The sequence below is a fragment of the Paenibacillus sp. FSL R7-0048 genome (assembly GCF_038004505.1).
Lineage (GTDB): Bacteria > Bacillota > Bacilli > Paenibacillales > Paenibacillaceae > Paenibacillus_AQ > Paenibacillus_AQ odorifer.
The window spans coordinates 6,997,935-7,020,644 of the sequence record NZ_JBBORF010000001.1 but is presented as its reverse complement, the minus strand read 5'-3'; the positions used below and the strand labels follow the sequence as shown (position 1 = coordinate 7,020,644).

23 protein-coding genes and 1 pseudogene are annotated in these 22,710 nt (G+C 42.8%); 17 read left to right on the top strand and 7 right to left on the bottom strand.

Features of this window, described 5'->3' with window-relative positions:
* Window positions 1–11 precede the first annotated feature (11 nt).
* On the bottom strand, window positions 12–422 hold the full coding sequence (locus NSQ91_RS31080) for a DUF2752 domain-containing protein (RefSeq protein ID WP_076124149.1): 411 nt from the start codon (window positions 420–422) through the stop codon (window positions 12–14).
* A complete protein-coding gene (locus NSQ91_RS31075) occupies window positions 403–741 on the bottom strand; it encodes a DUF4234 domain-containing protein (protein WP_051491231.1) in 339 nt (112 codons plus the stop codon). Before NSQ91_RS31075 ends, NSQ91_RS31080 begins: the two co-directional genes overlap by 20 nt.
* Before the next feature lie 221 nt (window positions 742–962).
* Between NSQ91_RS31075 and NSQ91_RS31070 the strand changes: the two genes are divergently transcribed.
* Window positions 963–1,304 (top strand): zinc ribbon domain-containing protein YjdM, encoded by a 342-nt coding sequence (locus tag NSQ91_RS31070; RefSeq protein WP_076303541.1) that lies wholly within the window; start codon window positions 963–965, stop codon window positions 1,302–1,304.
* Window positions 1,305–1,359: 55 nt separating this feature from the next.
* Here NSQ91_RS31070 and NSQ91_RS31065 read toward each other — a convergent pair whose 3' ends face one another.
* Complete coding sequence (locus tag NSQ91_RS31065; RefSeq protein WP_076303542.1) at window positions 1,360–3,024, bottom strand: histidine kinase N-terminal 7TM domain-containing diguanylate cyclase; 1,665 nt, start codon at window positions 3,022–3,024, stop codon at window positions 1,360–1,362.
* Window positions 3,025–3,307: 283 nt separating this feature from the next.
* Here NSQ91_RS31065 and NSQ91_RS31060 point away from each other — a divergent pair, with 283 nt between their 5' ends.
* The 9 genes and pseudogenes from NSQ91_RS31060 to hmpA all read left to right on the top strand — a co-directional run bounded on the left by NSQ91_RS31060 (window position 3,308) and on the right by hmpA (window position 11,635).
* Window positions 3,308–4,366 (top strand): LLM class flavin-dependent oxidoreductase, encoded by a 1,059-nt coding sequence (locus NSQ91_RS31060; protein ID WP_076278251.1) that lies wholly within the window; start codon window positions 3,308–3,310, stop codon window positions 4,364–4,366.
* A gap of 40 nt (window positions 4,367–4,406) precedes the next feature.
* Window positions 4,407–4,697, top strand: a pseudogene (locus NSQ91_RS31055) (RidA family protein); the annotation flags it as partial.
* Between the two features lie 177 nt (window positions 4,698–4,874).
* Window positions 4,875–5,909 (top strand): C40 family peptidase, encoded by a 1,035-nt coding sequence (locus tag NSQ91_RS31050; RefSeq protein ID WP_076124139.1) that lies wholly within the window; start codon window positions 4,875–4,877, stop codon window positions 5,907–5,909.
* A gap of 141 nt (window positions 5,910–6,050) precedes the next feature.
* On the top strand, window positions 6,051–7,058 hold the full coding sequence (locus NSQ91_RS31045; protein ID WP_076303543.1) for a sigma-70 family RNA polymerase sigma factor: 1,008 nt from the start codon (window positions 6,051–6,053) through the stop codon (window positions 7,056–7,058).
* Window positions 7,059–7,170: 112 nt separating this feature from the next.
* Entirely contained in the window at window positions 7,171–7,866 is a 696-nt protein-coding gene (locus NSQ91_RS31040; protein WP_076124136.1) for a response regulator transcription factor, read from the top strand.
* A gap of 108 nt (window positions 7,867–7,974) precedes the next feature.
* Window positions 7,975–8,826, top strand: a complete 852-nt coding sequence (locus NSQ91_RS31035; RefSeq protein ID WP_076124134.1) for a M15 family metallopeptidase — start codon at window positions 7,975–7,977, stop codon at window positions 8,824–8,826.
* 64 nt (window positions 8,827–8,890) lie between these two features.
* Window positions 8,891–9,346: a VanZ family protein gene (locus NSQ91_RS31030; protein ID WP_076303636.1), complete on the top strand. Its 456-nt coding sequence runs from the start codon at window positions 8,891–8,893 to the stop codon at window positions 9,344–9,346.
* 38 nt (window positions 9,347–9,384) lie between these two features.
* Window positions 9,385–10,221 (top strand): YitT family protein, encoded by an 837-nt coding sequence (locus NSQ91_RS31025; RefSeq protein WP_036682251.1) that lies wholly within the window; start codon window positions 9,385–9,387, stop codon window positions 10,219–10,221.
* 208 nt (window positions 10,222–10,429) lie between these two features.
* Entirely contained in the window at window positions 10,430–11,635 is a 1,206-nt protein-coding gene (gene hmpA / locus NSQ91_RS31020) for an NO-inducible flavohemoprotein (RefSeq protein WP_076303544.1), read from the top strand.
* 63 nt (window positions 11,636–11,698) lie between these two features.
* On the opposite strand, the gene NSQ91_RS31015 is transcribed toward hmpA, so the two are convergent.
* Together NSQ91_RS31015 and NSQ91_RS31010 are read right to left on the bottom strand one after the other, a co-directional pair.
* A complete protein-coding gene (locus NSQ91_RS31015) occupies window positions 11,699–12,805 on the bottom strand; it encodes a PdaC/SigV domain-containing protein (protein WP_076124129.1) in 1,107 nt (368 codons plus the stop codon).
* Window positions 12,806–12,990: 185 nt separating this feature from the next.
* Window positions 12,991–13,839, bottom strand: coding sequence for a metallophosphoesterase (locus NSQ91_RS31010; protein WP_076124127.1), 849 nt, complete (start codon window positions 13,837–13,839; stop codon window positions 12,991–12,993).
* Window positions 13,840–13,947: 108 nt separating this feature from the next.
* Between NSQ91_RS31010 and NSQ91_RS31005 the strand changes: the two genes are divergently transcribed.
* The 3 genes from NSQ91_RS31005 (at window position 13,948) to NSQ91_RS30995 (ending at window position 16,388) form a co-directional block, all read left to right on the top strand.
* Window positions 13,948–14,769, top strand: a complete 822-nt coding sequence (locus NSQ91_RS31005; protein ID WP_036682244.1) for a methyl-accepting chemotaxis protein — start codon at window positions 13,948–13,950, stop codon at window positions 14,767–14,769.
* An 80-nt stretch (window positions 14,770–14,849) separates the two neighbouring features.
* On the top strand, window positions 14,850–15,128 hold the full coding sequence (locus NSQ91_RS31000) for a hypothetical protein (RefSeq protein ID WP_038573810.1): 279 nt from the start codon (window positions 14,850–14,852) through the stop codon (window positions 15,126–15,128).
* Window positions 15,129–15,266: 138 nt separating this feature from the next.
* Window positions 15,267–16,388, top strand: a complete 1,122-nt coding sequence (locus tag NSQ91_RS30995; protein WP_076301502.1) for a nitric oxide synthase oxygenase — start codon at window positions 15,267–15,269, stop codon at window positions 16,386–16,388.
* A 124-nt stretch (window positions 16,389–16,512) separates the two neighbouring features.
* Here NSQ91_RS30995 and NSQ91_RS30990 read toward each other — a convergent pair whose 3' ends face one another.
* Window positions 16,513–17,154 carry a TetR/AcrR family transcriptional regulator gene (locus NSQ91_RS30990; RefSeq protein ID WP_076105092.1) on the bottom strand — a complete coding sequence of 214 codons (642 nt, stop codon included), beginning with the start codon at window positions 17,152–17,154 and terminating at the stop codon, window positions 16,513–16,515.
* A gap of 187 nt (window positions 17,155–17,341) precedes the next feature.
* Between NSQ91_RS30990 and NSQ91_RS30985 the strand changes: the two genes are divergently transcribed.
* Together NSQ91_RS30985 and NSQ91_RS30980 are read left to right on the top strand one after the other, a co-directional pair.
* Window positions 17,342–18,094 (top strand): SDR family NAD(P)-dependent oxidoreductase, encoded by a 753-nt coding sequence (locus NSQ91_RS30985; RefSeq protein ID WP_038573803.1) that lies wholly within the window; start codon window positions 17,342–17,344, stop codon window positions 18,092–18,094.
* Window positions 18,095–18,256: 162 nt separating this feature from the next.
* Entirely contained in the window at window positions 18,257–19,672 is a 1,416-nt protein-coding gene (locus NSQ91_RS30980; RefSeq protein WP_076124122.1) for a hypothetical protein, read from the top strand.
* 66 nt (window positions 19,673–19,738) lie between these two features.
* Here NSQ91_RS30980 and NSQ91_RS30975 read toward each other — a convergent pair whose 3' ends face one another.
* Entirely contained in the window at window positions 19,739–21,229 is a 1,491-nt protein-coding gene (locus NSQ91_RS30975) for a peptide MFS transporter (protein ID WP_076124120.1), read from the bottom strand.
* Between the two features lie 255 nt (window positions 21,230–21,484).
* On the opposite strand from NSQ91_RS30975, the gene NSQ91_RS30970 reads away from it, so the two are divergent.
* Complete coding sequence (locus tag NSQ91_RS30970) at window positions 21,485–21,841, top strand: nucleotide excision repair endonuclease (protein ID WP_036682230.1); 357 nt, start codon at window positions 21,485–21,487, stop codon at window positions 21,839–21,841.
* Window positions 21,842–21,975: 134 nt separating this feature from the next.
* On the top strand, window positions 21,976–22,641 hold the full coding sequence (locus tag NSQ91_RS30965) for a glycosyltransferase (RefSeq protein ID WP_175617270.1): 666 nt from the start codon (window positions 21,976–21,978) through the stop codon (window positions 22,639–22,641).
* Window positions 22,642–22,710 lie beyond the last annotated feature (69 nt).

The following is a 22,710-nucleotide window of genomic DNA, read 5'->3' as shown; positions in this document are numbered from 1 at the left end:
AATTGTTGCTGTTAACGAATTACTGTCGGGGCCAAATATTCAAACAGCGGGAGATTCCTCAGTATTCCAAATGTAACGGTCAGAATCAACATTATAGCCATAATTGCCTGGCTAAGAGGCCGGATTTGCTTCTTATTAGTAATCCAATACAACATATACAGAGGTGCTAAAATAAACAGCAACGGGTTAAATCTAAACGCTTGAATAACGTCGAACTTCAGCAAGGAAAGAATAACTCTTGTGACTCCACATCCGGGGCAATACAATCCAGTCCATTCATGAAATGGACAAGGGATACTAATATTGGTTAAGGGTATCCATGCTTTGAGATATACTACGCCGACGAGACTTAAGGACACACCCCAAAATAGTTTAGGGTGTGTCCTTTTATAAATCGTAAACTTATACCAGTTTATTAACATCGGATTGTACCAAGGCATACGTGACAATACCCAGGCCAAAGAGTGTCAGGATCACATAAAGCACTGAATTATCTGACGGGTATTGGCCGCGCTGTCTTTGAGCTTCAGCAATATGTTTACCTACCTGATAGGCCCAAATGAAGCTCCAGATCCCGCACGTAACCAACGTTAGAAGGAAATGTTTTCCTCCTGTAAATGTATAGTCTCCACTCAGTTCGCCTACCTCATTGGTTAGAACAATAAACCAATAGATTGTATAGAGCCCACATGTAATTAATGACAAAATAATGGCGAATGCAACACTTCTGCGACTTATCATTACTCACTCTCCTATGTATTTACATAAAAATTCGACATTTCCATCTTATTGAATTAGGAAAAAATATACAAGACAATATTTGAGAATTACTGTCCGCTGTCGAAATCTAGACAAACTTACTGCTGATATCTAGTGGAAACCTTACCAAATATGAAATATACTTTTGAGGCTATGCACTGGAACCACAACTAGATTTACATTAACGAATGGAGGACACTTTGATGTCAACTTTGCCAAATTGCCCGAAATGTAATTCAGAATACACTTATGAAGATGGTAGTTTGCTCGTCTGCCCGGAATGTGCGCATGAGTGGAGCCTCGACACAGAGGCTGAAAGCAGTGAAGAGAACAAGGTTGTCAGAGATGCCAACGGAAATATTTTAAATGATGGAGATGCTATAGCTATTATTAAAGACCTTAAAGTAAAAGGAAGCTCATCCGTTCTGAAGATAGGAACAAAGGTGAAAAACATCCGTTTAGTGGACGGAGATCATGATATTGATTGCAAAATCGATGGTTTTGGAGCTATGAAATTAAAGTCCGAGTTTGTTAAAAAGATCTAAAAAATAAAAATCAGCTTAACTTCAACTGAAGTAGGCTGATTCTTTATTTTAAACGTTATCTATTAATCTCAACAATCTGATTTCGTCCGGCATTTTTTGCTTGATATAAGGCTTTGTCCACTGATTCGAATAAATCATTTAGTTGATTGGTCAGGCTTTCTGTATATTGTGCTGCAAAATTACTAATGGACAGCAGTCCCATACTAACAGTAATCGAGAGGGAATGAGCAACATCCTCTACATGTACTTTATTAGCTTCTATTATAGATTTGATATGCTTTGCTAAGTGATTTGCTTGTGTTTGATCTGTATTTGGTAAGTAAATGATAAATTCTTCTCCGCCATAACGCGCCAGAACATCCGTCTCCCTCAACGTTTTCTTAATTACCTCTACCGTGCTGCAAATGACGACATCACCGATTAAATGGCCGTAATTATCATTCACTATTTTGAAAAAGTCGATATCCAGAAGGATGATAGCAAAAGGCTGCTTGAGTTTCATATTTTCTATGATCTCATGCTCTAAGTGCAACGTTAAGTAATGACGATTATAACAACCGGTTAGGCTGTCCGTTATGGCCATCTGCTTAAGTTTTTGGTTAGTCTGCGATAATTCATCCTGGATTTCAGTTAATGCAGCATTACGCTCTTGCAGGGTCTCGTTCTGGTGATTGGTCTCGGCTATGAGGCGATGCAGCTCGCTTCTGTCCTGAAAAGTGAGAATGCGTCCAACCCTGATTCCACCTACCACAATCGGCGCCGCAGTAATGTTAATGTATGCATCGAGTGAGGTGTAGAATAGTTCAACCTCAGTCCTCTCCATGGGCTGGTTCAAGTATGTATGAAGGAATAAATCGAAAGCTCCGGAAGTTTGCTCTATGGGTGCGATGGTCGACACGTCAAAGTGAGCACCGATTTGCAGATGGATTTTTGGAAAAAGCGAGCGATTGATTTCTACTACAGTCTCACTATCATCCAGTACAAGAATTCCTTCTGTAATGGTGTCAATGATATCCTGATGGGCGATGGTTACGAGATCAAATATTTTATCCCGATGGATAGCAATTACGAAAAAGATTGCCGAGATTAAGATCCCCAGAGAGGTCAGCCCTGGAATAACTGGATCAGATTTAAGCAATACCACATTAAGAAAAACATCCAATAAAATAAATACCGTTAGCACCAGCACCCCTTTGAGCACATGAGCAACTTGTTTTTTGATCCGCTGTGTAGTGTTTGAGACTAGCGCTGAATAGATGATATACAGAGAAATCATTACGCTGGTGGTTAAGAAGATAATAAGCAGCCAAAAAATCGGACCATAATATCTTTCGATATATCCGCCGTTCATAGGGAGAACAAAACTTCCGTTTGGATTGGCGATCACCCCTACTAAGATCAAAGCTGCGAGAATGTATAGGATCAATGTGTTCTTTTTTCGAAGAAGATGTGAATTCCCGGTGAGTAGTACCGTGAACAGAAGCCAGCCAATCGTTAACAGAACCGAGTCGATAAAAGCGATCTTTACATAAAACAATTGAAACTTGGGATCGTCGGTCGTTTTGATAGCGAATTGGCAGAAGGGCCATAACATCATAGTAAAATGAAAAACTAAGTATGCTTTATGTAGGTTAGTGATAGTTACAGACGCAAATATGTAGATGAACAAAGCGAACAAAACAAAAAATAATAACAAATCAATCCATGTCATGATATTCATTTCAGTGACACCTTCTCCCACCCGGTTAACAGTTCTTTCATGTTACCTTGAATTTTATTCGTTGCCATATGATTATTTGTTCTACGACAACCGCTATTTGTTTAAGAGTCTTTCAACATATTCCTTCAAAATCCTCTATTTGTAAGCGTGGTTTTGCAAATTTTAAGGATGAGTTTCCCGGGAAACTAGGGTTGGACAGAATGACTAGCTTTTTTAACCTTAACTTGTGTTATAATCAAACAAACAATTTAAAGAGGAAATTATAGTTAAGGGGGATTTGTAAGTGGAAATAGGAATAAGCACGTTCGTAGAAACAACACCGGATGTTCAGACGGGTGAAGTGATAAGTCATGCGCAGCGATTGCGCGAGGTTGTAGAGGAGATTGTGCTTGCAGATCAGGTGGGTTTAGATATATTTGGCGTGGGCGAACATCATCGCAAAGATTATGCGGCGTCTTCTCCAGCAGTTTTACTGGCTGCGGCGGCCTCACAGACGACACGGATTCGGCTAACCAGTGCGGTTACAGTACTTTCCTCTGATGACCCCGTACGTGTGTTTCAGGATTTCGCTACCCTGGATGGAATCTCGAATGGACGCGCAGAGATCATGGCAGGCCGGGGTTCTTTTATTGAATCGTTCCCGCTGTTTGGGTATGATTTGAATCATTATGATGAGCTGTTCGATGAGAAGCTGGACTTGCTGCTCAAAATACGGGAATCCGAAAAAATAACCTGGAGCGGCGTGCACCGTCCTGCCATTAATAATCTGGGGATTTATCCGCGTCCCGTGCAGAATCCATTGCCAGTATGGATTGGCAGCGGAGGAAATACAGAATCCGTAATTCGTGCAGGTCTACTAGGATTACCGCTTGTGCTGGCTATCATTGGCGGCAGTCCGCTACAGTTTGCTCCGCTCGTGAAGCTCTATAAGAAGGCTGCAGCGCAAGCGGGACATGATGTATCGAAGCTGCCCGTTGCTTCGCACTCGCACGGCTTCATTGCAGAGGACAATCAGCAGGCTGCCGATATGTTCTTCCCTTCTACACAAGCTAGTATGAATGTTATTGGCCGGGAACGCGGATGGGGTCAATACACCCGTGCAAGCTATGATGCGGCGCGTAGATTTGAAGGTGCCTTGTATGTAGGTGACCCAGAGACCGTTGCTGAGAAAATCATTCACCTGCGCAAGCAAGTAGGCATCACACGATTTATGCTGCATGTGCCGCTTGGCACAATGCCTCATAAGGATGTAATGAGAGCCATTGAGCTATTGGGTACCCAAGTAGCACCCATTGTTCGCTCTGAGATATCGAGATGGGAAGCAGAGGTTGAAGCTAAGTAGTAACTATGATCTTACTTAATTATTGAAGCTGTTGATAATGGAGGAAGGCTACCATTTTGCACGTTTAACGGGTATAGAAATCCTTGCCGTCCTGAAGACAGCTTTAGGTTCTTTGGACAAAGTGAAAAGAGTAGTCAAAATTCAAGGCTTCGTTAATGCAGATCCCCTTTTTGAAGAACATCATAAAGTGCTTAATGGTTGTTCAGATTTAATGCTTGAGGTGTTCGGAGACAAGGGTGTTCATGCTCGTTCTGTATTGGGTGCTGTTTCTGTAAGGGATAATCTTCCGATCATTATTGATTCCATTTTTGAAGTTGAGGAACCTGTCTAGCCGGCTCCATGAGGCATATTTAAAAAGAGGACTATGATACCGAAAGGTGATCGTAGTCCTCTTTTTTTTAGGTGCTTATGCCGTAGGTAGATGCTTACCCCAAAATTTGTAACAAAACTAATCACCCTTTTTTTAGTAACAATAGGTGTACATATCAATCAACGAGGTGATGACATCATGAAATTTCAAAAGAAAGCTATGTTACTTTTACTACTTACATCTATGCTCTATACTGCTCCGGCCTATGCGGCGACAACGCCTCAGACTCCGGTTACAGCCGTCTATCTGGATGATCAACAGCTACAATTGGGGGCTCAGCCCTTGTTAGTAAACGATACAGTACTAGTCCCTATGCGCAAGTTATTTGAAGCTCAGGGGGCAAAGATTACTTGGAATAATGATACCAAGACCGTTAAGGCAACCAAGGGAGACCTGGTGCTGACCTATCGTATTGGTGATCAGGCAGCGAATAAAAATGGCCAGTCCTTAAGTGTAACGGTTCCCGGCCAGATTGCCGGCGGTTATACGATGATGCCACTGCGTTTTGTCAGCGAAGCTTTGGGCAGCACTGTGAAGTGGGATACCACTACTCGTGCCGTTCGTATCTACTCGGCAGTGGATTACGATACGACAATTCTATATGGGGTTAACCTGCGAAGTTTGCCAGACTCGTCAGCCCAATCAACAGTGCAGCAAATGTTGTCAGCAGGAGATAAGGTACATGTGTTTAGAGAAGTAGATGCTTTATGGTTAGAAGTGCGAACACAAGATAACAAGAGTGGCTATATATCTGCTAAACCCAAATATAGCAATTATACTAGTACGGCTCTTGTAGAGCGGCAGGGAAGCGAGCTGCTTGCTTACGGAGAAAAATATCTGGGAACACCTTATGAATTTGGTGCTGCTACTGACCAGACATCTACCTTTGACTGTTCTTCTTTTGTAGGACATGTATTTAAGGATGTGTTGGCAATTGACCTGCCACGTGTCTCTTACAATCAGGCCAAAGAGGGCAAAGAGGTTGGAATTAACGAGCTGCGCAAAGGGGACCTGTTATTCTTCAGTGCACGAGGACTCGATATTGGGCATGTGGCGATTTACGCGGGAAATAATCAGATCCTACATACGTACTCCAAGGAGCTTGGCGTTCATTATGAAGCCTTAAGTGACAAGTGGAAGAAACGTTTGGTCACGGCTCGCAGATTGTTTTAGCTAGGTAATAATTAGGCTATAATTATCACGGTGAAGAAAAGTTGAAATCCCCTCTCCATTAAAAATTATTTGCAGGCATAAAGACGGTTTTTGAGTCTCTTTTCCGTCTATGTTATGAGCTTGATGTTAAGGAGGAAAATAGTGACTTGTACGGACGCAGAACTGGTAGATAAGGTGTGTAAAGGTGACATGGATGCATTCAGTGTACTTATCGGCAAATATTCCAATGCAGTATACGGGGTTGCTTATGGTAAATTGGGTGATTTTCATACCGCACAAGACATTGCCCAAGAGGTTTTTGTTAAAACCTATCGCAAATTACCTAACTTAAAGGAGCCTGAGAAACTCGCCAGTTGGTTATATGCGGTTACTGCACGGGAATGCATGGATTGGTTTAGGTCAAATAAAAAGAAAACTGCTTACGAATTCATGCAAAAAATGGAGGTTCCGCAGCCAGAATCTACCGAAGATCAGCTGCTCAGAAAAGAACTCCAGCAAGATGTGTGGAAAGCCTTAAACACCCTATCAGAAGCTAACCGTATAGTCACAATTCTCTACTATATCGACAATTACAAGGTTAGGGAAATCGCCGATTTCCTTGATTTATCCAGCGAAGCTGTTGAGAGTAGACTCCGCAGATCAAGAGCGATCTTAAAAAGGGAGATGTTGAGTACAGTGAATAATAATCTTAGTGAAAACAAATTACAGGACGAATTTAAGAAGAGAGTCTTTCAGGATGAAAGAATGACTGAAACGAATTTTCGTCGTGTGGCTATGGGCCAAAGTGAGTTTGATGATATTGATATGCATAAAACAAACTTCTCCAATGTAAATATGGAGGGGACCGGATTCGATAATATTAATATGAGCAGTACTACCTTTAATGACATCAATATGCATTCTGTTAAGTTTAATGAAGTGGGGCTGTGGGAAATAGAGGTTAGTAATAGTGAACTAGGGGAGGCTTATTTCCACGATATTCATTTGTACGGTAAAGGCAATAAGTTTGAGCGATGCCAGCTGAACGGGACATCCTTTGTAGATTGTGATCTTTCGAATGTGGATATAAGAGACTGCAATCTTTCAGGCTTCACAGTAAATGGGATTTCATTAGAGCTATTGTTAGACAGCTATAATAAAAGGAAATAGACTATATAAATCATAGATTTAATCCGAAACCACTTCTTTCTAGGAGTGGTTTTTGAGTTTAGGGTATAATGGATGAAGAGTGTACAGCACAACCTATAGGAGTGAAAAATAGATGAAGCGCATCACCATTTTAATTGCGGATGATGAGGCGGAAATTGCCGACTTGGTGGCCTTGCATTTGCAAAAAGAGGGGTATCATATCCTCAAAGTGTCCGATGGAAGGGCAGCGGTACAAGCCATTGAGTCGCAAACGATAGATTTGGCGATTCTGGATATCATGATGCCGGGGCTGGATGGTTACGAGGTCACCCGCCATATTCGGGAGCATCATCATCTGCCGATTATTTTTCTGAGTGCTAAAACTTCCGATCTTGATAAAATCACCGGACTGGTTATGGGCGCAGATGATTATATGACCAAACCATTTAATCCAATGGAGCTGGTCGCCCGGGTCAATTCCCAGTTGCGGCGCTCCATACAATTCAGTCAGCCCGCTGCCATACCTAAATCGGTGCTAGAGGTTCGGGGATTGATGATTTCACCGGATGAGCATACGGTTACTCTTTATGGTGAGGTTATTGAGCTAACTCCAAAAGAGTTTGATATTTTGCACTTATTGGTCAGCCATCCTAAGCAGGTGTTTAGTGCGGAAAACATTTTTCAACAGGTATGGGGCGATGCTTATTATGAGAGTGGGAACACGGTCATGGTGCATATCCGTACCTTGCGCAAAAAGCTCGGTGAAGACATCAATAAGAATAAATTCATTAAGACGATCTGGGGCGTTGGATATACTTTTAATGGGTAAAGCCCGTGAGATTTATTTATTTTAAGAAAAACTTTATATTTGTCCTGCTTTTTCTTTAAAGTGTCTTCGTTATTCTATTCCTATCAAGGAAATGGGAGGACATTGCTGATGAAGAAGTGGGGCTTTTTGGCGTTGGTTGTGTTGTTGCTTGGGTATGCAGCGGCTCGTTATTTACCGAATACGGGTAATTTAGGATACGATGATAAGATTCGCAAAGAATCTATTAGAAATAACAATAGTTTAGAGGTAGTAACACAAGATCAAGTGTATCAAGGGGATTTGTTGCTGGTGAACAAACAATACCCGGTACATGAGGATAGTGTGAAATCTGATATCGTGACCTTATATGAGCAGGCGGATCTGGTGCAGGGTTATGGGCTGCTGGATACCTCGATTCGTTTGTCTGAAAGTGTAGCGCATAAATTCAATAAGATGGTCAAAGCTGCCGAAAAAGAGGGTGTGAATCATTTTTTAATTAGCAGCGGGTACAGGGACTTTGAAGAGCAAGAGAAATTATATCAGGAAAAAGGTTCGGACTATGCTTTACCGGCGCAATATAGTGAACATAATTTAGGATTATCTCTGGATATCGGGTCGTCCCAATCAGAAATGAGTAAAGCGCCTGAAGGGAAATGGCTGCAAAAAAATGCCTGGAAATACGGCTTTATTCTTCGCTATCCGAAAGACAAAACCGAGATTACGGGGATAAAATATGAACCCTGGCATTTCCGTTATGTAGGGTTGCCGCACAGCGCCATTATTCATGAGAAGGGGCTTGTGCTAGAACAATATTTGGATTTCTTGAAAGAGAACAAAGAGATTTCAACAACAGTAGACGGCAAAGCTTATACAGTAAGTTATTTTCCGGTATCCAAATACACTACGATCAAAATTCCACAGGAAGGGCAATATATGACGTCAGGCGATAACATGGATGGCATAATTGTTACTACATATTAATGACTAAAGAGCCGAAAAAAAGTCTGCTATAAACCTTTTGCTGGCAGCGATATTTATCGTCTATATGTATTTTTTAATCCGAATTATTTTATTTAAAGGTGCACCGGTGAACTTATTATCGCTTTGGGAGCAAGCGGGACGTATGTTTGAACATCCAGACCGGATTTTTAATCGGCGAGGCAACTATATCCCTTTTAAGGAGATCTCCCGGGGGATGGACGATCTGTCGCTTTCAGATCCTTTTTCATCGATTAATTTAGTAGGGAATTTGTTGGCCTTTATTCCGTTTGGGATCTTGGTGCCCATGCTGTTATCGCAAAAAGTAAGGCTGTTTCGAAGAGTCTTCTTCCTCTCGCTGGCGCTGAGCTTCTGTTTTGAATTCACACAATTAGTATTGTATATCGGCACCTTTGATGTGGATGATCTTATTTTGAACACTGGCGGCGGGGTGGCTGGTTACTGTATCTATAGACTGTTGACTTCTTTCGGATGGATTGCATCTATATCAAAGCGGTGTTAGTATTTGTGGATATAGATCTAGGGTAGAAGGGGCATGGTATGAAAAAGCGTATTTCGGATATTGTTTCCATCATTGTAGGAGCTTTGTTATTCTCCTTGGCCGTTAATTTGTTTGTGATTCCGAACGAGTTCGGTGAAGGCGGGGTCACGGGACTGACTATGATTACTTACTATTTGTATCAGTGGTCACCCGGTATTGTTAGTTTGATTCTTAACGCTTTATTATTAATTGTGGGGTACAAATTTCTAGACAAAACTACGACGGTATACACGATTATTGCGGTGTTTTTCAATTCGTTATTCCTGATTCTTACGAAAAATTGGAATATTGGCAGCGATGAGTTGATAATTAATGCAATATTCGGGGGTATCTTCTCAGGTGTGGGTATCGGGCTAATTATACGAGTGGGTGGAACGACTGCAGGGTCAACCATCATCGCCAGAATCCTACATAAATATTTGGACTGGAATGTTAGTTACGCGCTACTGCTCGTCGATTTAATTGTGGTGTTCGCTTCGTATTTCATCATTGGAGTACAAAGTCTGATGTTTACGATCGTGATGCTCTATGTAGCCACTAAGATAATGGACTTTATTATTGAGGGAGTGAACCCTAAGAAGGCTGTTACGATTGTATCCCAAGAGCAGGACAAAATTGCTGAACAGGTTAATGGAATTATGGATAGAGGCGTCACAGTAATATATGGCCGTGGGTACTATACCAAGACACCTAAAGAGCTGCTGTATATTGTGATTAGCAAGCAGGAAGTGACTATGCTTAAGAAAATCGTCAAATCCATTGATAAAGAGGCGTTTATTACCATCCACGATGTAAGAGATGTATTCGGAGAAGGTTTTGTGGAGTTGTCAAAATAATAAGATAAAAAGCTATCCCGGAAGCTATTATGGCTCTTGGATAGTTTTTTTTGATTTCGGGCGCATTATTGTGATGAATATCATTGCAATTGTTTAATCGTTCACATTTTTTCAATTTCCCGTGTGATTGAACGCACACTCCGGCATGTGCAGCTTCTATATGCTTTTTATAGAGGAATTAATTTATTGCAGGAAAGAGGGTATTTAGATGTTAGATCAACAAACCATTGAAATCATAAAATCAACGGTGCCCGTATTGCAGGTTCATGGGAAGACCATCACAACTACTTTCTATGGCATGTTATTTGAAAATCATCCGGAGTTACTAAATATATTTAATCATGCCAACCAACGGGAAGGTAAACAGCAGACTGCACTTGCTAACGCCGTACTCGCGGCGGCAATGAATATTGATCAGCTGGGAAATATTTTGCCTGTGGTAAAACAGATTGCGGAGAAACATCGGGCATTGGGCGTATTACCTGAACATTATCCCATCGTAGGTGAGACTTTGTTAGCTGCTATTGGGCAAGTACTTGGCGATGCGGCGACGCCGGAAATTATTGATGCTTGGGCAAAGGCGTATGGCGTGATCGCAGATGCCTTTATTGGTGTCGAAGCAGAGAAGTATCGTGAAGCTGCCGAAATTCCCGGGGGTTGGAGTGGATTTAGAAACTTTGTGGTTACTAAGAAGGTTAAAGAAAGTGAACTTATTACTTCCTTCTACCTTTCTCCTGAGGATGGAGGGGCTATAGCTTCTTATTTGCCGGGTCAATACATCACGGTTCGTGTTCAGCCTGAGGGAGAGGAATACACCCATGTTCGCCACTATAGTTTGTCCAGTGCGCCGGGACAGACGTATTACCGCATCACAGTTAAACGGGAAGGTGAAGGGCCAGATAAACCGGCTGGAGTCGTATCTACTTTCCTTCATGATGTCGTACAAGTGGGAGCTATATTGGAAGTAAGCTCGCCAGCAGGTGATTTCGTATTAAATAAAGATAGTGATCGTCCAGTGGTTCTTATCAGTGGTGGGGTTGGACTAACCCCTATGGTAAGTATGCTGGAGACATTAATTGCTACGCAGCCAGAACGAGAGGTAACGTACATTCATGCAGCCATCAATAGAAGCTTGCATGCTATGAAAGAAATGGTGGCGGATTTGGAGCAGTCCCATCCTACCCTACGATCCTATGTATGTTATGAAACTCCAAGTAAAGGAGATACGTTCCATAAAACAGGTTATATTGATCTAGCTTGGTTGCAAGAAGTAACAGACGTAAACTCTGAATTCTATTTCTGCGGACCGACTCCTTTTATGAAGGCGATATATAAGGCTCTTAAGGAATGGAAGGTGGCTGAAGACAGAATTCATTATGAATTCTTCGGCCCGGCTGGAAGTTTGGAAGCCTAAGCTGTAAAACCAAAAGAGCGTCCCAGTCCTAATGACTGTGACGCTCTTTTTTACAATAGAAGTTTATTTGAAGGCAGCGAATGGGTTAGTTCCCTTTGGTAATATTGAACTGAAATTAAAGGTGTACGTAGGAATTCCAGCCGCATAAGGGGCAATTTCGTACTGTTGGTAGAAGATTGCAAGGCCACTCTCGGAAACGTAGAAGTTTGGTTTTTCTGTTAGTCCGCCAGGTGTATCTGGAAAAGCTAGCTCCTTGGTGCTTTCCTTCAACATTTTATCTAATTTTTGTTTGTAGTTTGGCTCTGCTTTCAGCAGGTCCTTAAGTTCAATTGGTTTGCCGTCTTTCAGCGAGAAGGTAAATCCTTCACGAAGGGCTCCACCATGAGCTCCACCAGTATAGCCATATTGATCAGTCACGATGCTCAGAACCCCTTCACGGTTAAAGGAGACAACAAAAGTTTGAGAGAAGTCATATTTATTCTCTATAGTACCATCTCTACGGCTAGCCTGTTCTTCACTCTCTGCGACGAATTGTTCAGCTTGCTTTTTGAAGATCGCATTAATCTTAGTCTGCACTTCATCCGTTAAGCCACTGATTTTGGGATATTGCACTTTGATACTAGCATTTTTATTGCTCTTATCTAAGGTTTCAGAGGTGATTTTGATGTCATTCATTACTTTTTTACTTAGATCAAGTGATTTCAATGAAGGATTATAAACGCCTTGCACTCCTAAATAGTCAGACAAGAGTTTGAACGGAACATAAATCCGGTCGTTGATGACCTTCACATCATGACTGCCGGTCATGCTATAAATGTAATAGCCATTCAGGGTTGTACTAACACCGTAATCTGAGACCTCCATGTCCAGCTTCATGGAATCGCTGCCTACACTATAAGTTTTGGTGCTTGCATTATAGTTAATGGAGAGGCCAAAAGCATCCCGTAGTACAGTTAAAGGGATCATGGTGTTACCGTTTACTATTTTCGCTTGCTGCGATAAGGTCTGGCCTTTATATTTAAGCACTACAGAGGGTTGCTGTGCGGCTTGTTTTACCGTATTTCCTCCGGTAGCTGCGGCTTGAACTGAGGTTCCTCCTACTAGTCCCGACCCTCCAAGCAATACTCCAGCAGCCAAGATGGCTGAGGTCCATTTCATACTTTTATTCATAACTTAATCTCTCCTTCCCAAGGATGGGCTTATGTAGTTGCAATATGATATTTTTTCCTCTATCACTCCTACAATTATACCTAGGTCCCAAATAGATTTGATTACAAAGGCGGTTACAGTGTTGTTGCATAGATATGCAAAAGGTATATACTTTTTAACCATTTTGTACGATTAAGACACTAGCATTAAGAATGTAAAGTAATTACGGTGAGTTCGGGGCGACAATTAAAGCGAACAGGCATACGAGTTACTCCTATCCCGCGAGTGGTATAGACCTGAAGTTGGCTGTTGGGCAGTTGATATAATCCACTTGAATATTTATTTCCGTGAGGCGGGGTATATAAAGCTCCGACAATTGGAAACCGCACTTGGCCTCCGTGACTATGACCAGACAATTGCAGATCTATAGGCAGCTTGCAAAAGTCATCGGCGAAATCAGGTTCATGGGCAAGGAGAATTGTGCAAGCCTCTTCCGGGATATGAAGCAGCGCTTGGGCGATGTCTGCTTTTCCGACCCAAGGATCATCTATTCCGGCAATATAGAGCTTGTCCGTACCTTGGGTTAAGACGATATGTTCATTATGGAGCACGTGGAAGCCCGATTGTGTTAGCCCTTTCGTTACAACCTTTCTGGTCCCAAAAGCATCATGATTGCCTAATACTGCAAATTGTCCAAAAGGAGCCCGCAACTGAGAGCACAAGGCTACGGCTTCTGAAATATAATCGGCTGAATGATCTAATAAATCGCCGGTGAAGCAGATCAGATCTGGCTTTACCTGTTGAATTTGCTGCGCTAGCTCCGTTAAAGCTTGCGGCTTGGAATATACCCCCTGATGTAAATCGCTAAAATGAACGATACGAAATTTATCGAAGGCTGGAGAAAGTCTAGGGAGTGTAATATCTACGTATTTGATTTCCAGCCAGTAGGGTTCGATCCAATGTGAATAGATACCGGATGCACCAGCTGTTCCAAGAAGGCCTAGAGTTACTTGAGCGCTTTTCTGTAGAAATTGTCGTCTGCTAATAGTATTCATAAACAAATCATACGTGGGGATTGTTACTCTACTATGACAATATTCATTTAATAACCCATTGTGACGATAAAACTACATATACATTTTTTTTATATGGGAGATGAAGAGATGAGTATTATCGATGCCTTAGTCCTCGCAGCACCTTATTTCAAAAAGATTCACTCGCAGGATATTATGATTGGAATCACGGACAGGGAGATCTTCCATTATTACGCACCAAGTAAAGTTATTGATCTCGGATTGGTTAAGGGTAACCCTATCCCTCCTGAAGATCTGTCGCTTTCAAATGGACTGAAAGGTATAGCAAGCTCTAACCGAATCCCAGCAGAAATTTATGGAGCTCCTGTAATCTCAACATGTGTACCTATCTACGGAACGGATGATGATGTAATCGGGGTTTTTGCCATTGCCTATACACTAGAGAACGAGAATAAGCTTGAAGGATTCACAGATGAGATTAATGAGATAAGCAGTCATCTAATGGAGATGGTGCAGAGCGTAGCTGCCCAATCTCAGGAATTATCAGCAACCTCGCAGCAAATATTAGATAATACGCGTAGAGCCGTAACAGAATCACAAGAAGTGAATAAGGTTGCCGGCTTCATTCGTGAGATTTCTGAGCAGACGAACCTGCTTGGGCTGAATGCGGCAATCGAAGCCGCGCGTGTAGGGGAGCAAGGGGCAGGTTTTGGGGTGGTTGCTACGGAAGTACGCAAACTGTCCGTTAACACTAAAGAAGCAACCCATAATATTGAAAAATCACTGAGTGATGTTCAAAAGTCCATTAAGCAAATGGAGCAAGAAATTGAAGCGATCTCTGCTTCTTCACACTCACAAGCAGAATTGGTCACTGAATTCAGCGGTGTCATTGAGCGCCTGAATAAAGCGAGTAATGAAATGACGTCCTTTATGCAATCCATTATCCAGTAGATAGTGAATGCATAAGATGACTTCACCCAAACCATGCTAGAAGAGAACAGGCGCATTTCAGAAGGGAGCGTATTTCATTTATGAAACAACCCGATTCCAGTCTGCAAGCGAATGACAATGTAACTCAAGCCAAAAATTCTTTGGGCAAGCTTCATTTCTCTGTCTCTCAGGCACTTAGTCATCCAACAGAACAGACTTTGGCACAGGCTGAGAACCGCCTGGCACATACTGAGCAGGCGATTCAGCAAGCTCAGGACTGGCTAGGTCCTCAAGGTGTGGAGTTGGCTGAAGAACTGTTGACCGAGGATAAGAGCAGACTTGCCTCATTGAATAAGCAAGGGAAACGTTCAGAGCGCTAAATGTTCCTGCCACAACCTGTGAAGCTCCAAGCTTCACGGGTTGTTCTTATGCGCTTTTCCCTGAAAGATGTGGCATAGGAAGAGGGATGTTATACTGGATTGGAGTTTAAGCAAGGGTTTAGATGGGGGATAAGGGATATGAATGGCAAGCACATCGAAGAATTAACCCGGCAGGCGGAAGCTTTCATTCGACAATGTTACGCTGAACTAGATAAGTCTGAAGCCGAGACGGATCATCGCATCCTAGCCGTACATGAGGAAATTAACCAATCAGGCAGTTACACACATACAACGGAAGAATTAGCGCATGGTGCAAGAATGGCCTGGCGCCACAATAGCCGCTGCATTGGGCGTCTTTTTTGGCAATCCATTGAGCTAATCGATGAACGCCAAGTAGAGACTGAGGAACAAGTTGCTGAAGCGTTGCTGCGACATCTGGAAAAGGCGAACAACGGAGGACGTATTCGTTCACTCATCACGGTCTTCCGCAGCGGAGAAGATCCGAATCAGCGGATTCGGATCTGGAACCACCAATTGATTCGTTATGCCGGGTATCCTGGCGATGAAGAACACGGACGCGCTGGCGATCCGGCATCGGATGAATTCACAAAAATGTGCCAGCAACTAGGTTGGCAAGGAACAGGTGGCGATTATGATGTGTTGCCGTTAGTGATCAGTATTGGCAACGGGCATCCTTACGTTTTCCCTATTCCTGATCACCTCATTCAGGAGGTACCGTTAACACATCCTGAAATTGAACGTTTTGCTGAGCTTCAGCTCCGTTGGTATTCTGTACCCATTATCACGGACATGCAGTTGGAAATTGGCGGTATTCTGTACACGGCTGCTCCTTTTAACGGTTGGTACATGGAGACTGAAATCGGCTCGCGTAACTTGGGGGATACTGGACGATACAACACTTTGCCGGCTATAGCTGATGTGATGGGACTGGATCGCTCCAGCAACACAACGCTTTGGAAGGATCGGGCGCTTCTTGAGCTGAATCGCGCAGTGCTGCATTCCTTCAAGCAAGCAGGTGTCAGCATCGTGGATCACCATACAGCAGCAGATCAATTTGTTCGATTCCAGCAACAGGAGAACGAGCAGGGGCGCCAAGTCTCAGGGCGCTGGTCCTGGCTGATTCCGCCTATGTCACCTTCGTCTACACCGATTTGGCATGATCGTACGTTAAAAGAATATGATTTCAGCCCTCGTTTTCTTTATCAACAATCACCCGTCGCAACCTGCCCGTTTCACTAGCTAACGAAGGCAGTATATAGGTCGCAACTTGAATCTGGATAGAGGCATTTTCCTCGGAAATGTCTCTTTTTGTTTTGACTATAGAAAAAGCGCCTAGTTCCCCTTCTAAGGAAACTGGCGCTTTTTAGGCTTTTAAATGATCCAGAAAAATTTGTTTAAGCAGCTCAAGCTGATCGTCGGAGTCTAGATCCGATTCCAGCAGGAGAATGTTTTTTTTCATCGTTAGTTTTCTGGAAAAGAGGGCAAAGCTATTCATGAGCGTAATTAAGGTTTCTTTTACGGGGAGACCCGCACGAATAGAGCCGTCTTCTACCCCATTTTGAATGATCCTGGAGTATTCATGCCAAATTTTGCGGTTGAGTGCATTGAAGCTCAGAACATCCTCAACAGGTTCACTTGAGTGTGAGGCGTAGCTTTCGAAATTGACCATAAAAATAATACTTAGATGATTTTGATCCTGAATAAAGAAATCAAATAATTTCTCGATTTGTTCAAGACAAGTAAGGGGCAAGTCAGCTACGTATTTAAAATGATCGAGCATAGGCTCCAGCATTCGGGTGGCTACAGCCACTACGAGTTTTTCTTTTCTGGGAAAATAGCGAAATAACGTCGCAATCCCGATATTGGCTTCGCTTGCGACATCTTGCATCGTCGACTTTTCGATTCCTTTTTGTGATAATACTCGTTCTGCGGATTCGAGGATCGTAATTAATCGTTGCTGCTTACCATCGGATCTTTCTTTTTCGTATCGTGTTTTAGGATTCATGAGGGCTAGACCCTTCCATTTTTTGATTGGGATTTTCAATTATTAGTATTATATCCACCGTTTATTGGATTAAGCAAGGAGTGGTTGTAGTTCTTTTGTAAAAATGATATGATGTATATCACAGTGATAGTGTGACTATCATCACTCAAATATTATATCACAATACGATTATAGAGGAGACCTAATTATGAATCGTCTAACTAATAAAGTAGCAATTATTACAGGTGCAGGCAGCGGCATGGGCCGTGAAGAAGCCCTTTTATTGTCCAAAGAAGGTGCTACAGTTGTAGCCACTGATATTAACGAGGCTGCCGTACAAGCAGTTGTGAAGGAAATTGAAGCAAATGGTGGTCAAGCAGCAGCTTATGCACATAATGTGGCTTCCGAAGAAGACTGGATCAAGGTTGTAGAAGATGTGATTAGCAAGTTCGGGAAAATCGACATTTTGGTAAACAATGCAGGGATCTCATTCCCGGTTCAATTGCTCGAATCCACTGTTGATCAATGGAACAAAGTAATGAACATCAACGTGAGCAGCGTATTCCTTGGCATGAAGCATGTTGTTCCTCAAATGAAGAATAATAAAGGTGGTTCCATCGTTAATATTTCATCCATCGCAGGTTTGACTGGCAGCAGCGGTGCTGGTGCTTATACAGCTTCTAAAGGTGCAGTTCGTATGCTAAGTAAAGCAGCAGCTGTAGACTTTGGTAAAGATAACATTCGTGTGAACTCTGTTCACCCAGGATTTATCGAAACCCCAATGAGTGCTGAATTTGTAAATAACGAAAAAATGCATAGCTTCTTTATGTCTCAGACTGCGCTGCCACGTGTTGGACGTGCTTCTGAAGTAGCTGAAGCTGTATTGTTCTTGGCTTCTGATGAAGCTTCTTACATTACAGGTGTTGAGCTGCCGGTTGATGGCGGAGTTGTAGCTAAATAATAATCTCTAATTAAGAAACATTAAGAAGCCGTCCCATACGTAGATTTTCTCTACGCGCGGGACGGCTTCTTTTGCTGTTTTAGGCCCATTCTACTGAACATTAGCCTACACCCCTGCATACCATATAGCACTCGGATAGTAGGAGAAGGGTGTGGTGCAGAGATGGGCATCCAGTTAACAGCGCTCCATTATGTATATCTGGCATTTATCGTATTTATAATGGCACTTCTGATCAAGAGACGGGACACAACGATGATCTGTATTGCGGGCATCTTTGTACTTGGGTGGTTAGCCACAGAAACTGTCAGTGGTTCGGTCACAGGTGTATTCAACTCTTTTGTATATGCAACCAAGGAGCTAATGGGTACGATCATGATTATTTCGATCATAGTAGCCATGAGCCGGGTATTAACACGCACGGGGATTAACGAAATCATGGTTGCTCCACTTACCCGCTTTTTGCGCACACCGTTCATAGCCTTTTGGGGGATCGGTCTGATTATGATGGTCACCTCATGGTTCTTCTGGCCTTCACCCGCAGTGGCCTTGATCGGGGTTGTGCTGCTGCCGGTTGCCATTCGAGTGGGACTGCCGGCTCTTGGAGCGGCGATGGCAATGAATTTATTTGGCCACGGGATTGCGCTCTCAGGTGATTACATTATTCAAGGTGCACCTAAACTAACAGCAGATGCGGCCGGACTTCCGGTGACCAGTGTCATGGAGGCGAGTGTTCCGCTTGTAATTGTTATGGGCGTGGTGACTACGGTAACGGCGTATTGGATGATGCGCAGAGATCAGAAGAAGGGAACTTGGCGAGACGGGCTTATTGCCGGGAAAAGTGCCGTGAGTGCGTTATCTGCAGAGAATGATACGGCAGAAGATCCAGCGGTGATTCATCCAGCATTGAAACAATGGCTGGCCATCGCCATTCCCATCCTGTTTTTAGCCGATGTAGCAGGCATGTTTCTGCTCGATTTGCAGGGTGGAGACGCAACTGCCTTAGTTGGTGGTACTGCGGTGTTCATTCTGGTTGTAGTAACCTTGTTGGCACATCGTAATAAAGGATTGGAGCAAGTAACTACTTATCTGATTGATGGACTTACGTTTGGCTTCAAAGTATTTGGTCCTGTGATACCGATTGCCGCTTTTTTCTATCTGGGGGATTCGGCGTTTGCTGAATTATTCGGCAAAGTGCTGCCCGCCGCATCTCAGGGGATTGTAAATGATCTAGGGGTCGCTCTAGCTCATAACGTTCCTCTGAACGGTGCAGTGGGTGCTGTGACCGCAACTATAACCGGAGCCATTACAGGCCTAGATGGTTCAGGGTTCTCGGGCATTTCACTTGCCGGGTCTATTGGGAAATTGTTTGCGGTGGCCACACATTCCGATGCGGCGACTTTAACTGCGCTGGGTCAGGTAGCTGCCATTTGGGTGGGTGGAGGCACGCTGATTCCGTGGGCATTGATTCCGGCGGCTGCTATTTGCGGAGTAAGCCCCTTTGAGCTGGCAAGACGGAATGTTAAGCCTGTATTGATTGGGCTGGTAGTCACGACGATTGTCGCCATGTTTCTGGTGTAGAGGTTGGATAACTATAGGAAACCAAAAAAGGCTGCCGAGAAGATCTCGGGCAGCCTTTGGGTGTCTTTAATGTATCCCTTTCATAAAATTCTGAATTTTGGAAGAGAATAGGAAGAGGATAAGCGCAAGGATAAGGGCCACTCCACCAATTACTCCAAAGTACATCATTTCGGTATCCGGGGTATAGAACTTCACAATTTGAGCATTAATTGCTTGAGCAGCGGCATTCGATAAGAACCACATACTCATCATTTGAGCGGTAAAAGCCGCCGGTGCCAGTTTGGTCGTTGCTGATAAGCCCACAGGGGACAAGCATAACTCCCCGATTACGATGATAAAATAGCTGAGTACCAGCCATAATGGATTCACAAGTGAATTAGCTCCACCGAAATAAGCAGGTACTAGAATCACCAGGAAGGATAAACCGGCAAACAATAAACCAAGCGAGAACTTTTGCGGAATCGAGGGTTGACGGTTACCGAGCTTTAACCACAACCAGGCAAATATAGGTGCAAGAGTGATAATAAACAGCGGGTTAAGCGATTGGAACCAAGCAGGAGAAATGTGTAAGCCTGCAAAATCCAATTGGGTCCGTTTATCAGCAAAACTAGCTAGAACTGTGGAAGTCTGCTCTTGAATCGCCCAGAACATAATCGATGCGATAAATAAAGGAATGTATGCGAGAATTCTTGACCGTTCAACGGCTGTTGTTTTGGGACTGCGGTACATCATAATGAAATACATCGTAGGAATAAGTAAGCCTAATACCCCTACTATTTTTATTAATGTTTCAAAGGTAAGCACTCCGGTAAGAATGCCGATCGTAATCAAAATCGCAAGTACAACTAATCCTACACCAATCCAAGTAAAGATCTTTTTCTTCTGATCTGCAGGAATAGGGTTGTGTACAATCGTACCCGCCAAACCCAGATTTTTTGTGCGAGTCATAATATAAACGACTAGTCCAACAAACATTCCGACTGCGGCAATCGAGAAACCTAGATGGAAATTATTCATGCCTACTGCGCCAACAATTAGTGGGGAGAGAAATCCTCCCAGGTTAATACCCATATAAAAAATGCTGAAGGCAGCGTCACGGCGGTTATCCTGCTCGCTATAAATTTCGCCGACAATACTTGAAACATTGGGTTTCAGTAGACCCGTTCCGAGTACGATTAAAACCATCGAAGCAAAAAACAATGTGGTATTGCCTGGAATAGCCAGTAGTATATGCCCGAACATGATTAAAACGCCGCCGTAGAAAACAGCCCTCGAAGTCCCGAGAAGCCGATCCGCAAGCCAGCCTCCGATGATCCCTGACATATATACAAGCGATCCATAGATAGACATAATAGAAAGTGCCATATCTTCAGGTAATCCGAGACCGCCTTGGCTCACTTCATAATACATGTAGTAGACAAGGATAGCTCGCATGCCATAATAAGAGAAACGCTCCCAAAATTCTGTGAAGAAAAGGGTGAAAAGTCCCTTAGGATGTCCGAAGAAACCCTTTTGCGGGACGCTATCTACTATTTTTTGCCGGTCTGTTACTGCCATGAATCAAATCCTCCTAGATGACAAATATCTATATATCATGATGCAAACGCCTCTATTTTATTTATAATCCTCTCCTGTCTAAGACCGCAACCCTTGGGCAGGAAGGTTTTGAATAATGCTATATTTTTTAGTAATATTTCCATTAGATCAATCGAACTTGCTTTTATTGTATTTATTTGACTGCGCCAGATTGAATGGTCTTACTTAGCGATTTATGATACTATTTACTCCTATATAGAAAGAGGACGTGAGCTAATGATCAACATAACGATTCCAAAAGCGGATGTTAGTATTACTAAACAAATTAACCCGCAGTTAAGCAATATTTACGGATTTACGGACTTTCACCTGATTCCGAGAGATTACGGCGGTATCTTTATGTTCTACAATGATCAGGATGAGTTGTTGTTTGTAGGTAAAGCGAGAAAGCTAAGACCAAGAATTAAAAAACATTTTGAAGACACCGTATCTGACATCAAGCAACATCGGGACGAGGTCACCAGAATTGATGTGTGTTTGATCGAAAGTCCAGTTCATAGAGAGATCTATGAAACCTATATCATTAATGAACTGAAATCTAAATACAACGTAGATAAAGTGATGTTTAGATAAAAGTAAGACCCAGGCACCGTCCACGTGATGGTGCTTTTTTGTGTTCTGAGAATAGTTGCGAATGAAATGGAAGTAAAGGTGCACAATATACAAGATATTCAAATCCATCACTGTTCACAAGGAGATAGGTCATATTGAAAAATAAGTATTTGATGTTGAAGCTAACCTTATTGTGTATGTTTCTGGTTGTAAGTGTTACACCTACAATTGCCGATGCTGCAGCAGCTAAAGAGAAAAAGAGCTCCCACAAGCAATGCTTAACCCCCTCCGTAATTGAGCTTAAGGATAATCTTAGGAAGTTATGGATCGATCATGTGGTATGGACAAAGAACTACATTGTTAGCGCCTTTGCAGATTCTGAGGACAAGGATAAGGTACTGGCAAGGCTGTTACAGAATCAGCAGGACATAGGGGATGTCTTTAAACCGTATTACGGTGAGGCAGTTGGAGATAAGCTGGCTCAATTATTGCGGGAGCATATTCTTATTGCCGGAAAAGTTCTAGGTGCTGTAAAGGCTGGAAATCAGGCCGATGTGGAAAAATACAATAAAGAGTGGTATGCCAACGCTGATGACATTGCCAAGTTTCTTAGTAGCCAGAACCCCAAATATTCTTATGAACAATTAAAGGAAATGCTTCATGAACATCTGGAATTGATTACTGATGACGTGACAGCTAGAGTTAAAAAGGATTGGGATGCCGAAATTGCCGCATTTGATAAAGGGCTGGAACATATGATCATGTTCGCAGATATCTTAACCGAGGGATTGATCAAACAATTTCCCGATAAATTCAATTGAAATCAAAGCACCCGAAGGGGTGCTTTTTTTATTTTGCAGAAGAGAATAGGTCTTTAGGTGCATTTCAGA